Genomic DNA, 24,651 nt, shown 5'->3' on the forward strand with positions numbered 1-24,651 from the left:
CTTTTTTGTGGTCATTCCGGAGCTGAGGCTTCGAAATCGACTGTGGAGGTCTCGCCGCTAACTACCTCAACCTGGCTGTCGCCGGTGATGAAGCTGAGTTCATCATCGGAGGGTTCACCTTCTGCAGTTTCGATCTCATCATTATCGCAGGTGTATGAGACCGTGTAATTGCCCTCGGGTATAAATGCTGCAGTGAAAGCGAACTGATCGCCATCGTAATTTACCGGAACGGCAACAAGAGGCTCTTGATCACTACCGATATCATCTGGTTCAACATCGAAGCCTTCATGAATATACACGCTGCCGTTATACGTTTCCGGTGAGCTGACGCTCGCATCACTGCAAAGATTGCTGATGACTTCTGTAGCAACTGTTCCCGCAATGGTACCTACCTCCGAATTGTCGACCAGCCGAATAACCGGTTTTAATCGGTAAACGTCAGGATCGTTCTGAGGATTTACGATCGATTTTCTCACATCAAAGTCGATGGTCAGATTAATTTCGCCGCCTGCAGGCACAATGAATCCGCTGGTTTGAACGCCTCGGGCTGAAGGAGTTGTCAGATCGAATACGCCACCATCGATAACAATCGTGTTGCCATCGCCTAGTTCCAAGCGCATCCAGGAATAATCGCCGGCAGTAACCTCTTCATCTGCCAAGAGGGACATCACGGTTCCGCCGGTCAATGTAAGTAGGTTTACTGGTTCCGCCATGTCGAAATCAAAACGTTTCCGGTCACCATTGGTGTGTTGCAGTACCAATGCCTCGACTTCTATGTTGACTTCTTGGGCGTTATCTACAGGCGCGTCGGTTAATCCTACGTTAACCGTGCCGGTAGAAGCAGTGCTGCTTCCGTCACCGCTGCCGCCACAGGCGGCAATACCTGCAGCCAGGGCCGAAATGGTGAAAATGCGGATCGAACGTTTCATATAAACCTCCAAGGTTTATTTGCTGGACTCATAGCGAAGCAACATCGCTACCTGACTCCACCCTCACGCTGCGGTAGAGGGCAGAGTTCCGGAAATTTTGTTAACGTTCCCTAATGTCCGGGCAACCGTTGAATCGTCAGATCGGGAACGCGGCCAATGCATCGGCCCGGCGACTTGAGATAGACTGCGCCGCTGGCATGAACCCACGCAGGTAAACAACGGCTTTGGCAATTTTTCCTTTCAAGCCCTCGAAGTCCCGGCGTTTTGACGCCCTGGTGCGGCCCCATCTGGATGCGATGTACCGGTTTGCTTACCGTCTGGCGGGTCAGCAACAGGATGCTGAGGATCTGGTTCAGGATGTGGTGGTCAAGCTATTCCCAAAGCTTGATGAGCTGGAAAGCGTTGACCAGCTAAGGCCCTGGCTGAATCGGGTGCTCTACAGGCAGTTTATTGATCAGGTGCGGCGTAAGAACCGACAGAGTGACCGCCCGTTGACGGAGCTGGTAGGCAGTGAAAGCCAGGCCGATTGGCTGGACAGCCTTGAATCCGACAGTGTTGGCCCGGATCTGCAACTGGAGCAGTCGCGCCTTGGACCGGCGTTGGATCGGGTCATGATGACTCTGACGCCCGATCAGCGAACTCTTTTGTTGCTTCATGATGTGGACGGCTGGCGCCAGGAAGACATCGCGGAGGTGCTGGACATCCCGTTGGGAACCGTGAAATCGCGATTGCACAGGTGTCGGGCCGCCCTGCGAAAGAAATTGCAGCGGGAGCTGGAACCAACCGAGCCGGCCGGACGTGTGGGGGAGTGAGGTGAAGACAATGTCCTGCAATGAAATCCGGGTGGATCTACCCGACTACATCAACAATGAGCTTTCCGCCCCCGCCCGTGACCGGGTGCAGGAGCACGTTGCTGCCTGCACGTCGTGCAGAGGGTGGCTTGCCTCGGAGCGGTCTCTGAACCGGGCGTTGCAGGAGCAATTCAGAGTCCCTGGGCCTTCTCCTGATTTTCACAGCCGTGTTTTGTCCTCTGTCCGAGGCGAAGCGAAACCGGAGTCCGGATGGAGTCACGGGGCACTGGGTGGCGCCATTGCGGCGGCTCTTGCCCTGGGTATCGGCCTGGGCTTTCTGTTCCAGCCCGATGATGTGACTGACAGCGCCCAGCCTGTTGTCGCGTCCTCGGCGTCCTCGGACAGTGCCGCTGAAGAGTCGGCAAACGGGATTGCCGAACCTGTTGAGAAAACCGTGCGCCTTGCCTTCCGTTCGGGTGAGGCTCTGGAAAACGTTACGCTTACCTTGGAGCTGCCACCGAATGTGGAACTGGCTTCCTGGCCGGGGCATCGGGAGCTTAGCTGGCAGGTGAGCCTGAACGCTGGGGAGAACGTCCTGTCGCTGCCCCTGAAGCTCCTCTTTCCCGGTGCCGGTGAGTTGGTGGCCCGACTGGACACCGGAGATCGCCAGAAAACCTTTCGGGCCCCGATTCCCGAATATCCACAACGCCCGGTCGAGGATCCCGAATCATGACAGGTTGCAGGTTCTTATTGAGTGCCAGGCTGGTCGGATTGCTGATGTTGGGGTTTTGGGTCCCTGCAACAACACTGGCTAATGATGATCTGGATGTTACCATGCGAATGGTGACTGACGACGCAGAACTCACCGATTCGGTCGTGCGGGAAATCGAGTTGCCCCGCGCTATCGAAAAACCCGAGAATCCGGGTGAGTCTGGCTCTCGAGGGCTGGATACGGCGAGTGAAGCCCGAGAAAGGGGGCGCGAGTTTGGTGAGTCCATGTCCGAAAAAGCCAGGCAATCCCGGGAGCTGATCAAGGGTAAGCCTGAGTTACCGGAGCGGCCGGAACGCCCAGAGCTGCCGGATGCACCAGGGCTGGATCGCTGAAACCGGATACATAACCGGACCTGCCCCGCGTGGATTAATCCGGAGAAACCTGTTTGCTGGTATTTTGGCGCGCCCTGTCCCTGATCCTGTTGTTAATGCCCACGATGATTCTTCAGGCGGCTGAAACGGAAGCCGGCATGGAGGATTTCCGTGCCGGCGTTGAAGCCTTTGAAGCAGGAGACCTGAACGCCGCGAAACAGCGCTTCCAGAGGGCCGTTGATGCTGGCCTGAGATCTCCCTCGCTTTTCTATAACCTCGGTGTTGTCTGCTACCAGCTGGGCGATTATGGCGCCGCTGAATCTGCCTTCCGTTCCTTGCTCGACGGCTCCAATGGCGCCCTCGCGCGTTATAACCTCGGTCTGGTCGCGCTTGCCACGGAGGAGTCTGCCGAAGCCCGTCGCTGGTTCGAGCAGGCCTCGGCCGAGAGCGCTCCGGATAAGATTCGGACACTGGCTCGGGCGCAACTGAATAGACTGGCCGGCGGAGTTCCGTCGTCGGCCGGTCAGCCCTCCATTCGCGGCTATCTGGGTATCTCGGGCGGTTACGATTCCAATATTGCCGGCCTGCCCGAGGATACGGCGTCGAGTGAAGGTGGGGTGTTCCTCGAAGCGCTGGCTGCCGGAACCTACGAGCGGCCAGTCGGTACCCGCTCACGGCTTGCCCTCGATGCTGCCGCCTATTCCCGGGAACATCCGTCCGATGACGAATACGACACTCAGGTGTTGCAGGGACGACTGGCCTGGTCTGAGACTCTCGCTGCAGGTGAACGCGGCGCTCTGGTGTCGTTGGTGAAGTCCTGGTTTGGCAGCGAATCCCTTGAAACCCGATACGGCATCGAGGGGTTTTATCGTTGGCGTCAGTGTTCGCTACCCGTAGCCCCGGATCAGTGCGGAATCGCCCTGGCGACGGCTACCGTGAATGGTGGTTCAGGCTTCGAGGCCTATGACGGACAGTGGTATCGGGCACGCGTTCATGCGCGGAAGTACCTGGGACCCTGGCGATTGGACGGCGACTACTCACTGGAAATCAATGACCGGCGGGATCTGCAAACAACCAGTGAGTTTATCAGTGTCTCACCTACCCACCACACACTGGAGTTTGCCGGTCGCTACCGGTGGCGGCCAGATATCGTATTCGGAACAACGGGCTCTGTTCGCCACAGTCGATACCGGGACGCCCATCAGTTGGTGTCCGGGGAAGGCGAGAGCGGTCGCAGAACAGATAACCGTCTGGAGATCGGATTGCTTGCGGAGAAGTCTCTGGACAGCCTTTGGCTGGTCCGGGGGGAGTGGCTGGTTCGGGATAACAGAAGCAGTCTGTCGCAGTATGACTATCAGCGCCAGACGCTGATGTTCACCCTGGAAGGGGCCTTCTAGCTCTGCAAGGCAAAGCCAGAAGGCCGGCTACCCGTTACAGTCCTGCGTTTCTCAGGCGGTTGGCGTGTTGCTTGAAAACCGCTTTTGGATCAGTTTCGAAGAGGCTATGCAGGCCCAACGCCTGATTCACTTCATCCAGATGGTTCATGAAGTAATTATCCCGGATCACCTTGCCAAACCGGCTGCTGCAGCGGCCTACCAGACCGTCGTTCTGGCTGAAGCCGAAGGCGAGGCTGGTGGTGCCCAACAACGCGTCGGACGGATCCAGTACGTTGGTCAGAACACCGGTGCCACCCCAGGAGTAGAAGCGGACGCCGTTTGCCGAGTAGGCGCCTTCACCGCAAGAGGTGGTTGGAATCCCGGCAGGGGCAAAGCTGTTGAATTCGGCGCTGCCCTGGGTGGTGAGGGATTCCAGGCTTGACCGCAGGTCCTGGTTATAACCGCCACCGGACAGCAGATCGATAAGCCCACCCAATGCATTCCCCAGACTGGCCGCCAGGCTTTCGGCAGGGGAGCCGTAGATAAGGTCGGCGACCGGCGAGCCTTTATGGGGCGAGCCGACGGACGTCACTGAGGCGACCAGATCCGGCCGCACCCTGGCGATGTAACGGGCCGTGGGGCCCCCGTGGCTGTGGCCAATCAGATTGACCTTGCCGTGCACCGCGGCGATCGCCTGTACCTGCGGCAGAAGCGCTTCACCGCGAGCAATGGTGCTGTCCAGGGCGGGCACCTGAGTGGTGTAGACATCAGCGCCGTATTTGCGGAGATCCTCGGCGACGCCGTACCAGTAGTCCACGCCGGCAATGGAATCAAAGCCGAACATGCCATGCACCAGCACAACCGGGTAGCGAGTATCCGTATAGTTTGAAGGGGTAGAGTCCCACCACCAGGCGGCGGAGGGGGCCGACCAGGCCACAGTCAGGGCCAGGGCCATTGCTTGGATCCAGAGTTTCATTGTCGTTCCTACAGTTTGATGTTGTGTTTGTTATTCAAACTGCGGCTCAACCTAACGGGTTGCTCCAGAGACTTCCTGCTCGTACTGCATCTGCCTGTAGGCAGACCGAGTGCTTCCGTGCGCTGACTTGATTCTTGTGTTTGTTAGATTGGTGCCGTCAGAGCATCTCGGTAGAGATTAGATCAATATTTGATCAGGCGGGATGGTAAGTCAACGGCACAAGAGGCCAGTCAGGGGTGTTCGCCGTGGAACTGTGATGCCCATCACATTGGTGGCCCCGCAGGACATGTTCCGACCTGCGGGGCAGCGATGAGGACAGCGGAAATATCAGAGCGTGGCCATGACCTTTTTGGCCGCCGCTACCGTATCGGCGATGTCCTGTTCGGACAGTGCCGCTGTCGTAAAGCCAGCCTCAAAGGCGGATGGTGCCAGATATACGCCTTCTTTAAGCATGCCCTGGAAGAACTTCTTGAAGCGTTCGACATCACAGCCCATCACCTGGTCAAAGCGGGTAACAGAGCTTTCCTCGGTGAAGAAGAATCCAAACATGGCCCCGGCACTCTGGACCGTCAACGGGATGCCAGTGGCGTCAGCGGCTTCTTTCAGGCCGTCGCGAACGACATTGGTTTTCTCGGTCAGCCGGTCGTGGAAACCGGGCTCGGAGATTGCGTTCAGTGTCGTCAGGCCGGCGCACATGGCCAGGGGGTTACCGCTCAGGGTGCCTGCCTGGTAAACCGGTCCCAGTGGTGAGATGTGTTCCATGATTTCCCGTTTGCCGCCAAAGGCGCCGACTGGAAGCCCGCCACCAATCACCTTGCCCAGCGCGGTGAGGTCCGGGGTTACGCCATACAGCCCTTGGGCGCCGCCGAGGGAAACCCGGAAACCGGTCATTACTTCGTCGAAGATCAGCACGGTGCCGTGCTCGTCGCACACTTCCCGCAACCCCTCGAGGAAGCCGGGGACCGGTGGAATGCAGTTCATATTGCCAGCGACCGGCTCTACGATAATCGCGGCGATCTGGTCGCCCATCTCCCGGAAGCATTCGCGAACGCTGTCCATGTCGTTGTAGGTCAGCGTGATGGTGTGCTCAGCCAGGCTGGCGGGGATGCCCGGGGAATTCGGCACGCCCAGGGTGAGGGCGCCGGAGCCTGCTTTGACCAGCAGTGAATCCACGTGGCCATGGTAGCAGCCCTCGAACTTCACGATCTTGTCGCGACCGGTGTAGCCCCTCGCCAGGCGGACAGTGCTCATGGTGGCCTCGGTACCCGAATTCACCATGCGGACCAGTTCGATGGATGGCACCAGTTCACACACTTTCTTGGCCATCTCGGTTTCGAGGGCGGTCGGCGCACCATAGCCAACGCCCAGATCAACCTGCGCATGCAGGGCGTCTTTGATGCGTTGGTCACCGTGGCCAAGAATCATGGGGCCCCAGGAACCGATGTAATCGATGTAGCGCTGGTCGTCTTCGTCGTACAGATAGGCGCCCTGGGCGTGCTTGAAGAAGATCGGCGTGCCGCCAACGCCTCGAAAGGCCCGGACCGGAGAATTCACGCCACCGGGGATGTATTTCTGGGCCTGCTCGAACAGGGTTTCGGAGTGCGTCATGGATCTGGGCTCCTGTTATTCCGGAAGTGAAAAAAGTGGGTGATGGCTTGCGAACAAGCGTTCAAAGGCTTTGGCTCGCATCTCAATGTCATGTGTGTCGCCGCCAAAAAGGCCGCCCACCACGGCGAGCATGTCGGCCCCGGCACGGATAAGAGGTTCGCCGTTACCTGTGGTTACCCCGCCGATGGCGGTGATCGGGAGGCCGAAACGCTTTGCGTCGGTCAGGACACCGGGAGGCGCTGCCGGGGCGCCGGGTTTGGTCGACGACGTATAAAATCGCCCGAACGCCAGATAGTCCGCGCCCGCCCCCAGAGCAGCCTGTGCAAGTGCGAGATCGGCGTGACAGGTTATGCCGATTATGGCCTCATCACCGAGAAGGCGGCGGGCCGCTGCCACTGAGCCGTCCGTCTGACCCATGTGTACCCCGGCAGCCCCGACCCGTTTCGCGAGATCAGGATCGTCATTGATCAGTAACGGAACGCCCGCATTTCGGCATACAGCCTGCAAACTGGCGGCCTGGGAAATCCGCTCAGCCATCGGCGCGCTCTTTTCGCGGTATTGTACCATTACCGCGCCGCCCCGAAGCGCAGCCTCAACCGATTCGATCAGTGTTTCGGGTGGTGTCAGTACGCTGTCGGTAATGGCGTAGAGCCCCGGGCGCAGTCCTTTACTCATCGCTCCCACAGAATACCTCGATCCGGCACCGGCTGGCCTTTACCGACTTCCAGGGCGTGGAGTATGGCGCGATGAACGTAGTTCTGGGCCTGGGAAATGGCGGCTCGGGGCGACAGCCCGGAGGCCCTGCCGGCAGAAATGGCCGCTGCCAGGGTGCAGCCGGTGCCATGGTACTCACCACCGATTCGTTCAATTTCCCAGCGCATGGGCTGAGGGGCGTGGTTGTAGAGCGTGTTGATAATGTGAATGCCGGTGCCGTGTCCACCAGTGGCCAGCACGGATTCGCAGCCGCCCTTCAGCAGATTGTCGGCGGCCTGATCGGCGTCTTCACTGTTGCCGAGCATGGCCAGTTCGACGCCATTGGGCGTGATCATTTCGGCCACAGGAAAGAGCTTCTCCTTCATCGCGCTGACCAGTTCGTCGTCGGCCAGATCACCGCCCCCTGCGGCTTTGATCACCGGGTCGGTAATCACGGGAATGCCCGGATGTTCACGGATGAAATCCACGAGCACATCCACCACCGCAGCATTGCCCAGTGCACCGGTTTTGATGGCATGGATCGGGGAATCATCGGCGAGACATTGGAGTTGTTTTCGGATCAGGTCAGCCGATACGGGCTCGGCGCCATACACGTTACGGGTGTCCTGCACGGTGAGGCAGGTAAGAACCGGCAAGGGATGGCAGCCAAGGGAGGTGACGGCCTGGATGTCGGCCTGAATGCCGGCGCCGCCGGACGGATCAAGGCCGGAAAGAATCAGAACCTGTGGTCGGGTGTAGCGTTTGATGACTCAGCTCCTCAAAACGGTTTGACAACAGCCAGGATTACAACGGCCAGAAGAATCAGCACCGGCAGTTCGTTGAACCACCGGTAGAACACGTGGCTTCTGGTGTTCCGGTCGTCCCGGAAGACCTTTACAAGGTGCCCGCAATAGAAATGGTAAACGATCAGAATGGCAACCAGAAACAGCTTGGCATGCATCCAGCCCTGGCTGAAATAGCCGGAGGCATTGTAACTGATCAGCCAGACACCGAAGACAACGGTGGCGATCATCGACGGCGTGGTAATGCCGCGGTACAGCTTGCGCTCCATGATCTTGAAACGCTCACGACCAGGCTCATCCTCGCAGGCGGCATGGTAGACGAACAGTCTGGGCAGATAGAAAATGCCGGCGAACCAGCACACTAGTGAAATAATATGGAAGGCTTTCACCCACAGCATTCGTCAGCTCCGTCGGTATTGGTAGTAACTCTCGATATCGGCTTTCAGTACCACGCCATAAACCCGCTGGATCATGGGCGCCACGTGACGTTGTACGTACAGGGCCTCGGCATTGGTTGCATCGAACTGGTTTAACGCTTCCTCCAGAGTGGCCTGGTACTGCACGGGGGCAACGTCTCGACGGTTCGCGGGGATGTCCATCAGATCAATGGACTCCGGCGGTTCGATTTCCTCTTCGGCCACCAGCTTTTCGGTGTCCTCCAGATATCTGGCGAGATCCACGGCCGGCAACAATGCAGTGGGGCCGCTACTGCCTTCAACCACCAGCCACTTTGGCTCGGATTTCAGAACCTTGCGGGCCTCTTCCACCGTCAGGTGGCGTTCAGTTCGCAGTATGCTGCGGTCCATGATGGCACCAACCGACACTCGTCGCAGGGCCTGTATAACCGGGGAATTCTGATAGCTAAGCCCCTGGTTCTTGAGAATGGTCAGGAACAGTGACCTCTTTCCGAACGCCTCGCTGGTCACCAGGCTCGAGGTGGTGATGATCAGCATGCCCGGGAGGATGATGTTGGGGTTACGCGTGAGCTCCATCAATGCCATCAGGGCGGCGAGTGGCGCCTGCAGTACGGCGCCCATCATGGCTCCCATGCCGAGCATGGCGTAGAAGCCAACAGAGGAAGCCTGCTCCGGCATGATCTGGGCGCCAATCAGCCCCATGGCGCCGCCCAGGGTTGCCCCCATAAACAGGGTGGGGCCGATCACGCCACTTGGCATGCCCAGCCCGATGGAGAGCGATGTAATCACCAGTTTGGCGGCCCCGGCTCCGAGCAGGAGCCAGAACCCGAGTTCGCCGTTAATGGTTTCGTTGACGGTGTCGTAACCGATACCCATGGTTTCCGGAATAAAAATGGCAAATGGCACCATCAGAAGACCCGCAAACGTGATGCGCAACAGCACTGGGCGGTGGTGATGCTTGCCCATAGTGTCAACCAGCTGGATAAACAGCGCGGCCGAAATGCCGATAATCACCGCTATGGCGAGTATCCAGGGGATTTCCGTTAGCGAGTTCATGGTCAGCGCCGGCACGTTAAAGGCCGGCTCTGTGCCATAGACCGCCTGAGTAACGATGGCAGCGCTGACAGAGGCCAGGATAATCGGTGTAAAACCCGCAATGGTGTATTCCATCATCACCACTTCCATGGCGAAGATGACGCCGGAGATCGGCGTGTTGAAAGAGGCTGAAATGGCGGCCGCACAACCGCAGGCCACCAGTGTCCGGATGCTGTTGTTCGGAAGCCGCATCCACTGGCCCATCAGGCTTGAAAAAGCCGCTCCCAGGTGCACGGCAGGCCCCTCACGACCGGCCGACTGCCCACTGACCACGGTCGCAACGCCCGAGATGAACTGCACGATCGCGCTGCGCATGGAAATGTAGCCCTGGTGGTAGTTCAGGCGTTCCATCACATGCACAATCCCGACCTTGCGGTCATGGGTGGCCAGACGATGCATCAGCAGCCCCAGACCGAGGGCGCCAGCCAGAGGCAGGAGCCCGCGGGTAATCAGGTCCAGTTGTTCGAAGGATTCGGAGCCATTCCCGGGCAGGAAATGCTCAAGCGGCCATTCGATAGCCAGCCGAAAAACCAGGATCACGCCGCCGGTAATCAACCCGGATAACAGGCCGAGTACGGCCAGTTGTGGCAATGCATCAACACCGGACAGTCGGCGCCGGAAAACAGGAATCAGATGCTCGGTAATCTGGTGCCAGATTTTCTGCATGAGGCCAGCGTTCCGGTGGATTTGGGTGGACTGTCAGAAAGATTCTGACAACATTGTAACGGTCGCCCTGAGGGCTGCAATAAGTCATTGGTTTATCATGGTAGACTACGGCGTCAAAGCTCTTAATTCTGATACGACGTCGCTGGAGAAAATGGTGATTAGAGTAGGCATCGTTGGAGGCACCGGCTACACCGGTGTGGAACTGCTGAGAATCCTCGCGGTTCACCCTGAAGTTTCGGTCAGTTGCATTACCTCCCGTTCCGAAGCGGGCATGCCGGTTGCGGAGATGTACCCCAATTTGCGAGGCCATTACGACCTCGCGTTTTCAGAGCCGGACGTCAATGTGCTTGGGGCCTGCGATCTGGTGTTCTTCGCCACGCCCCATGGCGTGGCCATGAGGATGGTGCCGGAACTTATGTCCGCGGGCGTGCGTGTAGTGGATCTGTCCGCCGATTTCCGTCTTAAAGATCTGGATGTCTGGGCCAATTGGTATGGCATGGCCCATGAAAGCCCGGAATGGGCGGAGAAGGCGGTTTACGGTTTGCCGGAAGTGGTGCGCGATGAAATCCGCACTGCTCAACTGGTGGCTAATCCGGGTTGCTATCCGACTGCAGTTCAGCTGGGATTCCTCCCGTTGCTGGAGCAGGGACTGGTGGATCCAAAGCGCCTGATCGCCGACGCCAAATCCGGCGCCAGCGGCGCGGGCAGGCAGGGCAAGATCGGCATGCTCCACGGGGAGATCGGTGAAAGCTTCAAGGCCTACGGCGCCTCGGGGCACCGTCATCTGCCCGAAATCCGCCAGGGTTTGTGCGGTGCTGCTGGCGGGGATGTGGGTGTGACGTTCGTGCCCCACCTGATTCCGATGATCCGCGGCATCGAGGCGACGCTCTACGCCGAGCTGAAGAATCCGGCGGACTTTGATCGGCTCCAGGCCCTGTTCGAGCAGCGTTTTGATGACGAGCCTTTTGTCGATGTGATGCCTTTCGGCAGCCATCCGGAAACCCGGAGCGTGCGTGGGGCGAACCAGTGTCGCATGGCACTGCACAGGCAGGAACAGAGCAACGTTGTTATTGTTTCTTCCGTCATTGATAACCTGGTTAAAGGTGCAGCCGGGCAGGCGGTCCAGAATATGAACATCATGTTTGGCCTGAAAGAAACCATGGGGCTTGAGGCCCCGGCGCTTTTGCCTTGATACCCAAGGGAAGATTGTGAGCGAACAGCGAAAGCCGGCTGAAGAGTATGTGGTCATCCGGCATCGACCGGGTTATCGCCTGCGCAGAACCACCATCCTTCTGGTTTTTACCGTGGTAGCTGCGGTCGTGGGGTATGCCGCTGGGCTCGCCCAGGGCGGGTTCCGTTTTTCCAGTGCCGAGGAGTCGAACCAGGTGCTGGAAAACGAGGTCGAGAAGCTCCGGGATGATTATCGCAAGGCCCGGCAGCAGCTTATCAACCTTGAGCGTGGGCAGGCGATTGACGAGCAGGCCCTGAACCAGGCGCGAAAAACCATTGTGGATCTGGAAACCCGCATTGTGTCACTGCAATCGGACCTGACTTTCTATAAAAACATCATGGCTCCGTCGGAAACCAGCAAGGGGCTTCAGGTAGACAGCTTTTCACTGGTTCGGGCTCGCAATCAGGACAGTTATGACTTCAAGTTGGTGCTGACCCAGGTCGGCAACAACAAGAGCTACATTTCCGGTGTGGTGGCAGTCAATGTCATTGGTTTGCGGGATGAGGAAAAAGAGGTCATCGCCTTGCGTGATCTTTCGGAGGATATAGCCGATCTCGGTGTGAAATTCCGTTTCCGGTATTTTCAGGATGTCGAAGGTTCCCTGAAACTGCCGGAAGAATTCGAACCGCTTGAGGTCCAGGTGGTAGCCCAGGCGGAGGGAAGAAAATCCTCGCAAGCCGAGCGCACCTTTAACTGGGACGATTTAACGGAGAACTGACATGCTTGGCAAGAAAAAGCAGAAACCGCGCCGGCCCACCGGCCATTTTGATACCCTGATTTCCTCACGAACGACCGTGGAAGGCGATGTGCATTTCAGCGGTGGGCTTCACGTGGATGGCCGTATTCGCGGTAAAGTGGTTGCCGATGAGGGCACCGATGCGGTACTGAGGGTCTCGGAAGTTGGCGAAGTAACCGGCGATATCAACGCGCCTCACGTCATTATTAACGGTACTGTGAACGGTGATGTTTACGCATCGGCACATCTTGAACTGGCGGAAAAAGCCTCTATTAATGGCAGCGTTTACTACAACCTGATCGAAATGGCGATGGGTGCCTCGGTAAACGGCAATCTGGTGCACCAGCGGGAGCCTGTCGGGCTGCTTTCCCAGGATGCAAAAGCTGCCGGATCCGTTCAAAAACAGGCTTCTGCCGGTGATCAGACTCCGGAGTCCGAGGTGTCGGAGGATGGTGGAAAGTCCGAATAGTTGATTGTTTTAGTCAGGAATACCATAATCGCCTGAGTTGTTCACGATAATCCGGAGGCGAACTTGAGCGCAGTTCAGCAACAAATAGCTACACCGCTGTTCTTCAGTGACAGTGCCGTTGCCAAAGTACGTGAGTTGATCGAGGAAGAAGAAAATCCCGAACTCAAACTCCGCGTCTTTGTGACGGGCGGGGGCTGCTCCGGATTTCAGTACGGCTTCTCGTTTGATGAAAGCCAGGATGAGGAGGACACCGTGATCGAGCGTGATGGCGTTTCTCTTCTGGTGGATCCGATGAGTTACCAGTATCTGGTGGGCGCTACGATTGATTATCAGGAAGGCCTGCAGGGCTCACAGTTCGTGGTCCAGAACCCCAATGCAAGTTCCACCTGCGGGTGTGGCAGTTCCTTCTCTATCTGATCTCTGATCCGAAAAGATTTCAGGCCGGGTAGATAGCACCCAGAATGCGAGGGCCGGCCGCGCCGGTTACGTCAGGAAGGTTTCCCGGCTTACCTTCGAAAGCCTGTTTTGCCAGCCAGGCAAACGCCACAGGCTCCACCATTTGAGGGTCGACCCCCAGTTCCGAGGTCAGTGACAGGCTGGCCTCCGGCAGAGCCTTGCCGAGCTCTTCCATCAGGAGTGGATTTCGCGCCCCGCCGCCACATACGTAGATCCGAACATCCTTGGTTTCAGGCAGCTGGTTAACAACGCTGTTGACGGTCAGCTGCAGCAAGGTCCTCTGAATGTCCTCGGTCGGAATCTCAGGGTGGCGACCTACCAGTGTTTTGACCCAGTCAAGATTGAACCGCTCTTTCCCCGTGCTTTTCGGGGGTGCCTTCGAGAAGTAGGCATCGGAAAGCATGTCCTCGAGAAGCTCCTCGTTAACCGATCCCTCGCGCGCCCAATGGCCGTCGCTGTCAAACGGAAGCCCGGTCTGGTCCAGGCACCAGGCATCCATCAGTGCATTGGCCGGGCCGGTGTCGAAACCGGTTGCAGGCGCGGTGGTGCTGGCCGGGAGCCAGGTGATATTGGCAATGCCGCCGAGATTAAGAATACAGCGGTTCTCTGTCTCCGAGCTGAAAAATGCCTTGTGGAAGGCTGGAACCAGCGGCGCTCCCTGGCCCCCAGCGGCCATATCCCGTCTCCGGAAATCTGCGACCGTCGTAATGTTGTTGACTTCGGATACCACGGAAGGATTGCCAATCTGGATCGAGAAGGGTGCTGTGCCGGAAGGCTGGTGACGAAGCGTTTGTCCGTGGCTGCCTATGGCGCGAATTGTCGCCCGGTCAAAGCCGGACGTTTGAATAACGTCGTTCGCCGCCTGGGCAAACAGGGTGCCGACCAGGGTATCCAGTTCACCGATTTCGTCAGGCGCGGCGTGATTCTGGCTGGCGGCCAGCAGCCGGTGGCGAATTTGATCGGGGTAGGGAGTCGTGTGCGAGGCGTGGATATGTACGGTGTTGTTCTGGAAAGACACCAGCACGGCATCAATGCCATCCATGCTGGTGCCCGACATCAACCCAATCCAGGCTTCCATTTGTTTCTCAGTCGTCTGAAGCCAGTGCGAGTTGCTGATAGCTCTCGCGGAACACGTCAAACTGCGCGATTCGCTGTTCGGTGAATTGCTTGAATCGGGCCATCTCGGAAGACGGAATGGGCTTGGCGTCCGGCAACTTGACCGTGCGGGAGTTGCGCGGCGACCCGTTCAGCCTGAACTCATAGTGCAGGTGAGGTCCGGTTACCATGCCCGATGAACCAACATGCCCGATGGTTTGGCCCTGCTTGACTCGGGTGCCATTCTTGATGCCTTTACCCAGGCGGCTCATGTGTGCATACAGCGTGGTGATGTTGTCGCCGTGCTGGAGGATGACAGTTCGTCCGTAACCACCTTTCCAGCCTGCGAATTTCACCCGACCGGAACCTGCCGCCTTGATGGGAGTTCCGGGAGGCGCTGCGTAATCGGTGCCTTCATGCGGACGTACTACGTCCAGAACGGGATGGCGGCGCTGAAGGTTGAACGGAGAAGAAATCCGGGCATTGATGGGGGTTCGCAGGAATGCCTTGCGCATGCTTTTGCCATCGGGAGCGTAGTAATCGCTGTCGCCATTGCTGTCGGTATAAAGCAGTGCGAGGTTTTCTTCGCCGCGGTTAACGAATCGTGCAGACAGGATCCGGCCGGTGTCGAACTTTTCGCCGTCTAGGTAGAGTTCTTCGTAAACCACTTCGAACTGGTCGCCCTTCCGGACGTCGTAGACAAAGTCGATATCCCAGCCGAAGATGCCTGCCAGCTCCATGGTCAGGCTGTCGTTGAGGCCCGCTTCGCGCGCAGCCAGATAGAGGGAGCCGTCAATGGTGCCTGATGCAAAGGCTGGCCGCGCTTCCGGTTTGCGAACTTCGGTTTCGCCGGTAAAGCTTTCGCCTTCTTTGGTAATCTTCAGGGTTTCCAGGCGGTTTCTCTGCAAGTCGATGGCAGCAAGCCCACCGTCTTCGGTTGTCGCAAAACGAATGGTTTCGCCGGCGTACAGGCGCTGGAGTTTTTCGGCCTCTCCGTCGCCATGAATAACCGAAAGCATGATGCCGTCGTTAAAGCCAGCTTTCTTGAACAGGGAGGACAGCGTGTCACCAGACTTGATCGCGAAGGTTTGCCATTCAATTTCCGGCAACTTCGGAGCGACAGGTTGCTCGGGAGCGGAAACGCTTGCCTGCTGCGTAGCCTCTGTCAGGACATCGGATTCAGGCGCTTTCGGCTGGGTGTCCGCAACGGGAGCCTCTGTCGGCATTGCTTGCTCAGGCGCTGCGCCGGTTTCGGAAACGGTGCCTTGCTCCAGATCCAGGGCATAGGACATCCGTTTGGCTTCAACGTTGCTGCTGGGGCTCATGAGAATGGCAGCGGTAACAACAACGGTAGCCGCGGCAGCAATGGTAATGTGAGTTTTAGGAAACATTTTCAGCACGTATCGCACCCGTTTTAATCGGTATTACGGCAGCTTGTACTACCTAATTGAAGCTGTTGTTCAAGTATAGTCCAACAGATTACCGTATAAAATGCATGCGGGACAGCGTGGAACATTACGGTTGCTGCTCCATCCTCCGGATTTCTTTTGACAGCGTTGTTATAATACGCCGCCCTGCAAAGTCGGTGTTGGCCAAAATCTGGTCAGCATATAGTAGCAGGGGAACAGGTAACTCACAGATTTCTTTTGTTGAACTCTGTAACTGACAGAATCTTTCCAAGATCAAAGCGGGGACGTGTTGTTCATGGCATCCATTGATGAAGCGTTGGCGATAATCAAGCGAGGCGTAGACGAACTCATTCCGGAAGATGAGCTCATCGAAAAATTGAAGGAAGGTCGTCCGCTGCGGATTAAGGCGGGTTTCGACCCCACTGCGCCGGACCTTCATCTTGGGCACACCGTTCTTATTAACAAGCTGCGGCAGTTTCAGAATCTTGGTCACGAGGTGATGTTTCTGATTGGAGATTTCACCGGAATGATCGGTGACCCCACCGGGAAAAGCGCCACGCGTCCTCCTCTAACAGAGCAGCAGGTCGCCGAGAACGCGGTCAGCTATAAAGAGCAGGTGTTCAAGATTCTTGATCCCGCGAAAACGCGCGTCATGTTCAATTCCGACTGGATGGGTAAGATGAGCGCCGCCGATATGATCAAGCTTGCCGGGCAATACACCGTTGCGCGAATGCTGGAGCGGGATGACTTCACCAAGCGCTACCGCGCCGAGCAGGCGATTGCGATTCACGAGTTCCTTTACCCGTTGGTTCAGGGGTATGACTCTGTCGCCATGGAGGCCGATGTTGAGCTGGGCGGGACCGACCAGAAGTTCAATCTTCTGATGGGGCGAATTCTCCAAAAGCATTACGGTCAATCGCCCCAGGTGATCCTTACCATGCCGATTTTGGAGGGGCTCGACGGTGTTCAGAAGATGTCCAAGTCTCTGGGCAATTATGTGGGCGTGAATGACTCGCCAGGTGAGATGTACACCAAGTTGCTTTCCATGCCGGATGATCTTCTATGGCGTTACTTCGAGCTGTTGAGCTTCCGGCCGCTTGCAGAGGTGGAGGAGTTCCGTAAGGCTGTCGCCGATGGTGCTAACCCGCAGGACTATAAGAAGTTGCTGGCGGAAGAGATTATTGCCCGGTTCCACGATGAGGAGGCAGCTCGCACTGCCCACAAGTCCGCCGGTAACCGAGTGGCGCTCGGCGAGATCCCGGACAATGTGCCGACTGTCGAAGTGCCTTTAGAGGGTCAGTCCGAGATTCCGATGGCGGCGGTGCTTCGCCTGGCGGGTTTGGTCAAGAACGGCGCGGCAGCCCGGGATGTCCTGGGGCGTGGTGCGGTATTTGTCGATGGTCAGAAATTCGAAGGCGATCGGATGTTTGTGGAAGGCGATGATTGCGTAATCCAGGCTGGCAAGAAGAAGATCGCCCGGGTTCTGATTACTGTCTGATCGATTTGGGGCGATTTTGAGTTTTTTTCAGAATCGCCGTTGACACCCTCGGGCAGGTCTGTAGAATGCGCATCTCTTTCGAGGGGGGCACCGCTGAGGCGGCTCAGAAATCGAAAGATAACTGTTTGAAAGCGCTGAAGAAAATGAGTTTCAAAGTTCTTCAGAAAGCAGTTGACAGGCAAGCGATTCACTGTAGAATGCGCGCCTCGAAACAAGCAGTAAGCCGGGTCATTTTTCGGCGCTTTCCGGAGACGGAAAACATCGAAAAATAAACGGTTGACAAGGCGGCGTTACGATGTAGAATACGCGGCCTTGATTGAGCAACAGCTCAAACGCTCTTTAAAAAGTTGACCAAGTAATTCGTGTGGGCGCTGGCCGAGGTATTTCGGATATGAAATATCAGGACAGTGACTCGTCGAAATTGAGTTTTGTCTTGAGCAAGAATAGAGAATCTTCGGATTCTTGTATGATTTAAACTGAAGAGTTTGATCATGGCTCAGATTGAACGCTGGCGGCAGGCTTAACACATGCAAGTCGAGCGGTAACAGGGGGTGCTTGCACCCCGCTGACGAGCGGCGGACGGGTGAGTAATGCATAGGAAACTGCCCAGTAGTGGGGGATAGCCCGGGGAAACCCGGATTAATACCGCGTACGCCCTTCGGGGGAAAGCAGGGGATCTTCGGACCTTGCGCTATTGGATGTGCCTATGTCGGATTAGCTAGTTGGTGGGGTAAAGGCCTACCAAGGCGACGATCCGTAGCTGGTCTGAGAGGATGATCAGCCACATCGGGACTGAGACACGGCCCGAACTCCTACGGGAGGCAGCAGTGGGGAATATTGGACAATGGGGGCAACCCTGATCCAGCCATGCCGCGTGTGTGAAGAAGGCTTTCGGGTTGTAAAGCACTTTCAGTGAGGAGGAAAACTCTGCGACTAATACTCGTAGGGCTTGACGTTACTCACAGAAGAAGCACCGGCTAACTCCGTGCCAGCAGCCGCGGTAATACGGAGGGTGCAAGCGTTAATCGGAATTACTGGGCGTAAAGCGCGCGTAGGTGGTTTGATAAGCGAGATGTGAAAGCCCCGGGCTTAACCTGGGAACGGCATTTCGAACTGTCAGGCTAGAGTATGGTAGAGGGTAGTGGAATTTCCTGTGTAGCGGTGAAATGCGTAGATATAGGAAGGAACACCAGTGGCGAAGGCGGCTACCTGGACCAATACTGACACTGAGGTGCGAAAGCGTGGGGAGCAAACAGGATTAGATACCCTGGTAGTCCACGCCGTAAACGATGTCTACTAGCCGTTGGGACTCTTGAAGTCTTAGTGGCGCAGCTAACGCACTAAGTAGACCGCCTGGGGAGTACGGCCGCAAGGTTAAAACTCAAATGAATTGACGGGGGCCCGCACAAGCGGTGGAGCATGTGGTTTAATTCGACGCAACGCGAAGAACCTTACCTGGCCTTGACATGCAGAGAACTTTCCAGAGATGGATTGGTGCCTTCGGGAACTCTGACACAGGTGCTGCATGGCCGTCGTCAGCTCGTGTCGTGAGATGTTGGGTTAAGTCCCGTAACGAGCGCAACCCCTATCCCTAGTTGCTAGCAGTTCGGCTGAGAACTCTAGGGAGACTGCCGGTGACAAACCGGAGGAAGGTGGGGATGACGTCAGGTCATCATGGCCCTTACGGCCAGGGCTACACACGTGCTACAATGGTGCGCACAGAGGGCTGCAAACCCGCGAGGGGGAGCCAATCTCACAAAACGCATCGTAGTCCGGATCGCAGTCTGCAACTCGACTGCGTGAAGTCGGAATCGCTAGTAATCGTGAATCAGAATGTCACGGTGAATACGTTCCCGGGCCTTGTACACACCGCCCGTCACACCATGGGAGTGGATTGCACCAGAAGTGGTTAGTCTAACCTTCGGGAGGACGATCACCACGGTGTGGTTCATGACTGGGGTGAAGTCGTAACAAGGTAGCCGTAGGGGAACCTGCGGCTGGATCACCTCCTTAAACGAAGCCGAACGCTTCGGTCAGAGTCCACACGAATTACTTGGTTAGCTGAATAAAGAGAGCAGATGGGTCGTTGCAGGCCCGTGTTTTTGGGTCTGTAGCTCAGGTGGTTAGAGCGCACCCCTGATAAGGGTGAGGTCGGTGGTTCAAGTCCACCCAGACCCACCAGAATTTCACTGCTCGTCGTTGTCAAAGCACTTGCATAGCAGGCTATGCGGCGCACTTTGACGCCTAGATCAGCAAAATCCTGGTCTTGGAGACGATAGCAGAGCGCAGGACAGATTGCGTTAATCTAGGCGCAGCTTGAATGAGTGAAGGAGTGACCCTCGATGGGTCAAGACTGAAGCGAATGAATGCTGCAACGACGAGTAACGGAAGCTGGACAAGTTCTGGGGCTATAGCTCAGCTGGGAGAGCGCCTGCCTTGCACGCAGGAGGTCGGCAGTTCGATCCTGCCTAGCTCCACCAAATTACTGGCTAACTTCGGTTAGCAGTGTACAGAAACGAATGTTTCACAACGATGAAGCCTTCCTTTCTGATCACTGGGTCAGATTTGCTCTTTAACAAATTGGACGAGATAGAACACGATTGATGGATTCCATTATCTCCGGAATTCATTGATCAGAGTGATAACGATTTCAAGCGTTATCCGGTGTTGTCGTTGAAGTGGTTGTTCTATTGCTTCAAGTGGCTGTCTCGAAGAAACCTCTGAATCAGGCTTGCCTGGTGAGGAGTGTGGATTCGTGATCAGTTGTCTTGGGGTTATATAGTCAAGCAACTAAGCGCATACGGTGGATGCCTTGGCAGTCAGAGGCGATGAAAGACGTGGAAGCCTGCGATAAGGTTCGGGGAGCTGGCAAACAAGCTGTGATCCGGGCATTTCTGAATGGGGAAACCCACCGACTTTCGGGTCGGTATCTTGCACTGAATACATAGGTGTAAGAGGCGAACCGGGGGAACTGAAACATCTAAGTACCCCGAGGAAAAGAAATCAACCGAGATTCCCTAAGTAGCGGCGAGCGAACGGGGATTAGCCCTTAAGCTAGACAACTGGTAGGAGAAGGCTCTGGAAAGTGCCGCCATAGTGGGTGATAGCCCCGTATCCGAAACCTGAGTCTGGTGAAATCGAGTAGGACGGGACACGTGATATCCTGTCTGAACATGGGGGGACCATCCTCCAAGGCTAAATACTCCTGACTGACCGATAGTGAACCAGTACCGTGAGGGAAAGGCGAAAAGAACCCCTGTGAGGGGAGTGAAATAGATCCTGAAACCGTATGCGTACAAGCAGTCGGAGCGGACTTGTTCCGTGACGGCGTACCTTTTGTATAATGGGTCAGCGACTTATGTTCAGTGGCGAGGTTAACCGTTTAGGGGAGCCGTAGGGAAACCGAGTCTGAATAGGGCGATTTAGTCGCTGGGCATAGACCCGAAACCGGGCGATCTATCCATGAGCAGGTTGAAGGTGCCGTAACAGGCACTGGAGGACCGAACCCACTGTCGTTGAAAAGCCAGGGGATGACTTGTGGATCGGAGTGAAAGGCTAATCAAGCCCGGAGATAGCTGGTTCTCCCCGAAAGCTATTTAGGTAGCGCCTCGGACGAATACCACAGGGGGTAGAGCACTGTTTCGGCTAGGGGGTCATCCCGACTTACCAACCCGATGCAAACTCCGAATACCTGTGAGTACTATCCGGGAGACACACGGCGGGTGCTAACGTCCGTCGTGAAGAGGGAAACAACCCAGACCGCCAGCTAAGGTCCCCAAGTACCAGTTAAGTGGGAAACGATGTGGGAAGGCTCAGACAGCTAGGAGGTTGGCTTAGAAGCAGCCATCCTTTAAAGAAAGCGTAATAGCTCACTAGTCGAGTCGGCCTGCGCGGAAGATGTAACGGGGCTCAAACTGGTCACCGAAGCTGCGGCTGCATACTTTGTATGCGGGGTAGGGGAGCGTTCTGTAAGCCTGCGAAGGTGTGTTGAGAAGCATGCTGGAGGTATCAGAAGTGCGAATGCTGACATGAGTAACGACAATGCGGGTGAAAAACCCGCACGCCGGAAGACCAAGGGTTCCTGCGCAACGCTAATCGGCGCAGGGTGAGTCGGCCCCTAAGGCGAGACCGAAAGGTGTAGTCGATGGGAAACGGGTTAATATTCCCGTACCTTGGATAGCTGCGATGGAGAGACGGAGAAGGCTAGGTGAGCCGGGCGACGGTTGTCCCGGTTTAAGCGAGTAGGGAGTGGACTTAGGCAAATCCGGGTCCACAATCTCGAGACGCGACGACGACTGCTCTTAGAGCGGGAAGTCATTGATGCCCTGCTTCCAGGAAAATCTTCTAAGCTTCAGGCTATTCGAGACCGTACCCCAAACCGACACAGGTGGTCAGGTAGAGAATACCAAGGCGCTTGAGAGAACTCGGGTAAAGGAACTAGGCAAAATGGTGCCGTAACTTCGGGAGAAGGCACGCTGGTGGTAAGTGAAATCCCTGCGGGTGGAGCTGAAGCCAGTCGAAGATACCAGGCCCCTGCGACTGTTTATTAAAAACACAGCACTGTGCAAACACGAAAGTGGACGTATACGGTGTGACGCCTGCCCGGTGCCGGAAGGTTAATTGATGGGGTTAGCGCTTGCGCGAAGCTCTTGATCGAAGCCCCGGTAAACGGCGGCCGTAACTATAACGGTCCTAAGGTAGCGAAATTCCTTGTCGGGTAAGTTCCGACCTGCACGAATGGCGTAACGATGGGGGCGCTGTCTCTACCCGAGACTCAGTGAAATTGAAATCGCCGTGAAGATGCGGTGTATCCGCGGCTAGACGGAAAGACCCCGTGAACCTTTACTATAGCTTCACAGTGAACTTTGAGCATGTTTGTGTAGGATAGCTGGGAGGCTTTGAAGTGGGAACGCCAGTTCTCATGGAGCCAACCTTGAAATACCAGCCTGACATGTTTGAGGTTCTAACTTGGTCCCCTTATCGGGGATGAGGACACTGTGTGGTGGGTAGTTTGACTGGGGCGGTCTCCTCCCAAAGCGTAACGGAGGAGCACAAAGGTGGGCTAAGCATGGTCGGACATCATGCGGTTAGTGTAATGGCACAAGCCCGCTTAACTGCGAGACAGACACGTCGAGCAGGTACGAAAGTAGGTCATAGTGATCCGGTGGTTCTGTATGGAAGGGCCATCGCTCAACGGATAAAAGGTACTCCGGGGATAACAGGCTGATACCGCCCAAGAGTTCACATCGACGGCGGTGTTTGGCACCTCGATGTCGGCTCATCACATCCTGGGGCTGAAGCCGGTCCCAAGGGTATGGCTGTTCGCCATTTAAAGTGGTACGCGAGCTGGGTTTAGAACGTCGTGAGACAGTTCGGTCCCTATCTGCCGTGGACGTTGGAGATTTGAGGAAAGCTGCTCCTAGTACGAGAGGACCGGAGTGGACGAACCTCTGGTGTTCGGGTTGTGACGCCAGTCGCATTGCCCGGTAGCTATGTTCGGACAGGATAACCGCTGAAAGCATCTAAGCGGGAAGCCCCTTCCAAGATGAGATCTCCCTGGACCCTCGAGGTCCCTGAAGAGCCGTTCAAGACCAGGACGTTGATAGGTCGGGTGTGTAAGCGCTGCGAGGCGTTGAGCTAACCGATACTAATTGCTCGTGCGGCTTGACTATATAACACCCAAGACAATTGCGGATAACGCAGAGCCTAACCGCTCAAACGAAATCAACATCACTCAGTTCCTTCTCGTCCCCCAGTGATCAACCGTTTTGCCTGACGACCATAGCGGTCTGGAACCACCTGATCCCATCCCGAACTCAGAAGTGAAACAGACCAGCGCCGATGGTAGTGTGGCGTTGCCCATGTGAGAGTAGGTCATCGTCAGGCTCCTAATACCGAAAACCCCAGCATCCTCGATGCTGGGGTTTTTTATTGCCTGAAATTTGGCAAATGCCAAAACCATGACATTGCGCACAGTGACAACATGTAACCGAGGTTACACTTCTGTAAAAGAACTGGCTAAAACAACACCAAAAATCCAAGCCAGCCTCAGAGACGCTCATCAGTCATCTTTAAATCAGCCGCCAATAACAAGAAGCGGCCGCGGTGAGATGTGACTATGAGTAAACCATTTTATTCGCTTCTCCTCCTGCCTTTACTGGCTTCGGGGGTCAACGCCGAACTGCGCCCGATTTCAGATCGACAGATGTCTGAAGTCACAGGGCAGGCCTTTGTATCGGTTGACCGCCAGTACCATCCTGATGCCAACGACAACACCGCCTATACCCGGGTCAATCTCGGAATGGACATTGAAATCCAGACCAATGTGGATGTGCTGGAAATGGGCCGTTACGACCGGGAAGGTGAGAAACCGGGCACTTCGGATGTCTATATTGAAGATTTTGCCCTTGGATACATTAACAATCAGGCTTACTTTGACGCCAATCCCAAAGCTCCGAGACAGCGAAAGCCCGATGGCAGCGCCTATGCAGAGGGGGAGATCGTTCCTTTCTTGATCCAGAATCCGTTTCTGGAGTTTGCCTTCGATGAACAAACTGAAGAAGTGGTCGGCTTCCGACTGGGTTTCGGTGAATCCATGGGTGTCCTGTCCGGCAAGATTGAAACGCTGACTGGCAATGTGAACGTGGACATCATTGACCGCGGTGAAGGGCTGAGCCAGGCCAGCTCAAGCGGTAACCTTTTTGACCAAATCATCGTGCTCCTCACCCCTCTACTCGAAGGCGGTAGTCCATTATCCACCAAGGCAGAGCTGGTTTACGGTGCGGAGGGCGATCCAAACATTGGCTCCCTGGACCCGGTAAGAGCGGAATACATCGGTATTCCGGATGGCGAACGGTTCATTCTCGAAGGCGCAAGCGGCTTTACCCGCTGGTCGGTAAAGAATCTGATCGGCTGGGGGTCGAGTTCCCGAATCGAGGTTCCGGATTGTTCCTTTTTCAGCTGTTCAGGCGGTGACATTTATGTTTACGCGGAGGACTGCCTGGTCCTTGGAATAGATTCCTGTTTCGACCTGGATATCTATAACAGCTTCCCGGTAGGAGAGGTTGGTGAGGTCAATGGCGAGCGGCGTATCACCGGGCCGGCCGACGGTGCTTTTATCTCATTCCAGACCAAAGATCTTGATTGGCTGAAGGATGTAAAGAAAACAGACTTCACGCCCGAAGATTTTATCAAGGCCACATCAGGTGCCTTCTTCAATATTCCCAACGGCGCTACTGAGGTCAATCTCAACGAGGCGCTCTATGGCACCCAGCGTTACCGCACCGAATACATCGACCGCGGCAAAGGTCTGTTCTGAGGA

General features: G+C 56.2%; 20 protein-coding genes, 2 tRNA genes and 3 rRNA genes. 16 read left to right on the forward strand and 9 right to left on the reverse strand.

Annotated features, from left to right (window positions below; translation table 11 throughout):
- Nucleotides 1-11: 11 nt before the first annotated feature.
- Entirely contained in the window at nt 12-929 is a 918-nt protein-coding gene (locus tag AC5JQH_RS13165) for a DUF4382 domain-containing protein (protein WP_092033770.1), read from the reverse strand.
- Nucleotides 930-1,153: 224 nt separating this feature from the next.
- On the opposite strand from AC5JQH_RS13165, the gene AC5JQH_RS13170 reads away from it, so the two are divergent.
- Genes AC5JQH_RS13170 through AC5JQH_RS13185 form a run of 4 tightly spaced genes read left to right on the forward strand, consistent with a single transcriptional unit; the run spans nt 1,154 to nt 4,200 of the window.
- A complete protein-coding gene (locus tag AC5JQH_RS13170; protein WP_008173164.1) occupies nt 1,154-1,741 on the forward strand; it encodes an RNA polymerase sigma factor in 588 nt (195 codons plus the stop codon).
- 10 nt (nt 1,742-1,751) lie between these two features.
- Nucleotides 1,752-2,453: an anti-sigma factor family protein gene (locus AC5JQH_RS13175; protein ID WP_092033773.1), complete on the forward strand. Its 702-nt coding sequence runs from the start codon at nt 1,752-1,754 to the stop codon at nt 2,451-2,453.
- Complete coding sequence (locus AC5JQH_RS13180; protein ID WP_092033775.1) at nt 2,450-2,824, forward strand: hypothetical protein; 375 nt, start codon at nt 2,450-2,452, stop codon at nt 2,822-2,824. The genes AC5JQH_RS13175 and AC5JQH_RS13180 overlap by 4 nt, the downstream gene beginning before the upstream one ends.
- Before the next feature lie 53 nt (nt 2,825-2,877).
- On the forward strand, nt 2,878-4,200 hold the full coding sequence (locus AC5JQH_RS13185; protein WP_493805676.1) for a tetratricopeptide repeat protein: 1,323 nt from the start codon (nt 2,878-2,880) through the stop codon (nt 4,198-4,200).
- A gap of 34 nt (nt 4,201-4,234) precedes the next feature.
- Here the strand turns inward: AC5JQH_RS13185 and AC5JQH_RS13190 are convergent, their stop codons facing one another.
- From AC5JQH_RS13190 to AC5JQH_RS13215, 6 genes are all read right to left on the reverse strand, one after another.
- A complete protein-coding gene (locus AC5JQH_RS13190; protein WP_273070297.1) occupies nt 4,235-5,155 on the reverse strand; it encodes a lipase family alpha/beta hydrolase in 921 nt (306 codons plus the stop codon).
- Nucleotides 5,156-5,482: 327 nt separating this feature from the next.
- Nucleotides 5,483-6,763 (reverse strand): glutamate-1-semialdehyde 2,1-aminomutase, encoded by a 1,281-nt coding sequence (gene hemL, locus AC5JQH_RS13195; protein WP_493805677.1) that lies wholly within the window; start codon nt 6,761-6,763, stop codon nt 5,483-5,485.
- A gap of 15 nt (nt 6,764-6,778) precedes the next feature.
- Complete coding sequence (thiE, locus tag AC5JQH_RS13200) at nt 6,779-7,438, reverse strand: thiamine phosphate synthase (RefSeq protein WP_493805678.1); 660 nt, start codon at nt 7,436-7,438, stop codon at nt 6,779-6,781.
- Nucleotides 7,435-8,193 carry a bifunctional hydroxymethylpyrimidine kinase/phosphomethylpyrimidine kinase gene (gene thiD / locus AC5JQH_RS13205; protein ID WP_092033778.1) on the reverse strand — a complete coding sequence of 253 codons (759 nt, stop codon included), beginning with the start codon at nt 8,191-8,193 and terminating at the stop codon, nt 7,435-7,437. The genes thiE and thiD overlap by 4 nt, the downstream gene beginning before the upstream one ends.
- Nucleotides 8,194-8,234: 41 nt before the next feature.
- Entirely contained in the window at nt 8,235-8,657 is a 423-nt protein-coding gene (hemJ, locus tag AC5JQH_RS13210; RefSeq protein WP_092033781.1) for a protoporphyrinogen oxidase HemJ, read from the reverse strand.
- Nucleotides 8,658-8,660: 3 nt separating this feature from the next.
- Entirely contained in the window at nt 8,661-10,436 is a 1,776-nt protein-coding gene (locus AC5JQH_RS13215; RefSeq protein ID WP_092033784.1) for a chloride channel protein, read from the reverse strand.
- Between the two features lie 154 nt (nt 10,437-10,590).
- Between AC5JQH_RS13215 and argC the strand changes: the two genes are divergently transcribed.
- From argC to erpA, 4 genes are all read left to right on the forward strand, one after another.
- Nucleotides 10,591-11,628, forward strand: a complete 1,038-nt coding sequence (gene argC, locus AC5JQH_RS13220; protein ID WP_493805980.1) for an N-acetyl-gamma-glutamyl-phosphate reductase — start codon at nt 10,591-10,593, stop codon at nt 11,626-11,628.
- A 16-nt stretch (nt 11,629-11,644) separates the two neighbouring features.
- A complete protein-coding gene (locus AC5JQH_RS13225) occupies nt 11,645-12,385 on the forward strand; it encodes a DUF6776 family protein (RefSeq protein ID WP_474546647.1) in 741 nt (246 codons plus the stop codon).
- Between the two features lies 1 nt (nt 12,386).
- Nucleotides 12,387-12,872 carry a bactofilin family protein gene (locus AC5JQH_RS13230; protein WP_286811485.1) on the forward strand — a complete coding sequence of 162 codons (486 nt, stop codon included), beginning with the start codon at nt 12,387-12,389 and terminating at the stop codon, nt 12,870-12,872.
- A 63-nt stretch (nt 12,873-12,935) separates the two neighbouring features.
- Nucleotides 12,936-13,289, forward strand: a complete 354-nt coding sequence (gene erpA, locus AC5JQH_RS13235; RefSeq protein WP_008173146.1) for an iron-sulfur cluster insertion protein ErpA — start codon at nt 12,936-12,938, stop codon at nt 13,287-13,289.
- Nucleotides 13,290-13,308: 19 nt separating this feature from the next.
- On the opposite strand, the gene AC5JQH_RS13240 is transcribed toward erpA, so the two are convergent.
- Both AC5JQH_RS13240 and AC5JQH_RS13245 read right to left on the reverse strand, forming a co-directional pair.
- A complete protein-coding gene (locus AC5JQH_RS13240; RefSeq protein WP_008173145.1) occupies nt 13,309-14,406 on the reverse strand; it encodes an anhydro-N-acetylmuramic acid kinase in 1,098 nt (365 codons plus the stop codon).
- 7 nt (nt 14,407-14,413) lie between these two features.
- Nucleotides 14,414-15,823: an OapA family protein gene (locus AC5JQH_RS13245; protein ID WP_008173144.1), complete on the reverse strand. Its 1,410-nt coding sequence runs from the start codon at nt 15,821-15,823 to the stop codon at nt 14,414-14,416.
- Between the two features lie 304 nt (nt 15,824-16,127).
- Between AC5JQH_RS13245 and tyrS the strand changes: the two genes are divergently transcribed.
- The 8 genes from tyrS to AC5JQH_RS13285 all read left to right on the forward strand — a co-directional run bounded on the left by tyrS (nt 16,128) and on the right by AC5JQH_RS13285 (nt 24,648).
- Nucleotides 16,128-17,330, forward strand: coding sequence for a tyrosine--tRNA ligase (gene tyrS, locus AC5JQH_RS13250; protein ID WP_092033786.1), 1,203 nt, complete (start codon nt 16,128-16,130; stop codon nt 17,328-17,330).
- A 65-nt stretch (nt 17,331-17,395) separates the two neighbouring features.
- Nucleotides 17,396-17,602 (forward strand): hypothetical protein, encoded by a 207-nt coding sequence (locus tag AC5JQH_RS13255; protein WP_405419084.1) that lies wholly within the window; start codon nt 17,396-17,398, stop codon nt 17,600-17,602.
- Nucleotides 17,603-17,803: 201 nt separating this feature from the next.
- Nucleotides 17,804-19,343, forward strand: a 16S ribosomal RNA gene (locus tag AC5JQH_RS13260).
- A 91-nt stretch (nt 19,344-19,434) separates the two neighbouring features.
- Nucleotides 19,435-19,511, forward strand: a tRNA-Ile gene (locus tag AC5JQH_RS13265).
- 223 nt (nt 19,512-19,734) lie between these two features.
- Nucleotides 19,735-19,810 (forward strand) — tRNA-Ala (locus tag AC5JQH_RS13270).
- 300 nt (nt 19,811-20,110) lie between these two features.
- A 23S ribosomal RNA gene (locus AC5JQH_RS13275) occupies nt 20,111-23,002 on the forward strand.
- Nucleotides 23,003-23,101: 99 nt separating this feature from the next.
- Nucleotides 23,102-23,216, forward strand: a 5S ribosomal RNA gene (gene rrf / locus AC5JQH_RS13280).
- Together the 16S, 23S and 5S rRNA genes with 2 tRNA genes alongside form the textbook arrangement of a ribosomal RNA operon.
- 232 nt (nt 23,217-23,448) lie before the next feature.
- On the forward strand, nt 23,449-24,648 hold the full coding sequence (locus tag AC5JQH_RS13285) for a hypothetical protein (protein WP_041644920.1): 1,200 nt from the start codon (nt 23,449-23,451) through the stop codon (nt 24,646-24,648).
- Nucleotides 24,649-24,651 lie beyond the last annotated feature (3 nt).

The sequence above is a fragment of the Marinobacter sp. H13 genome (assembly GCF_059072335.1).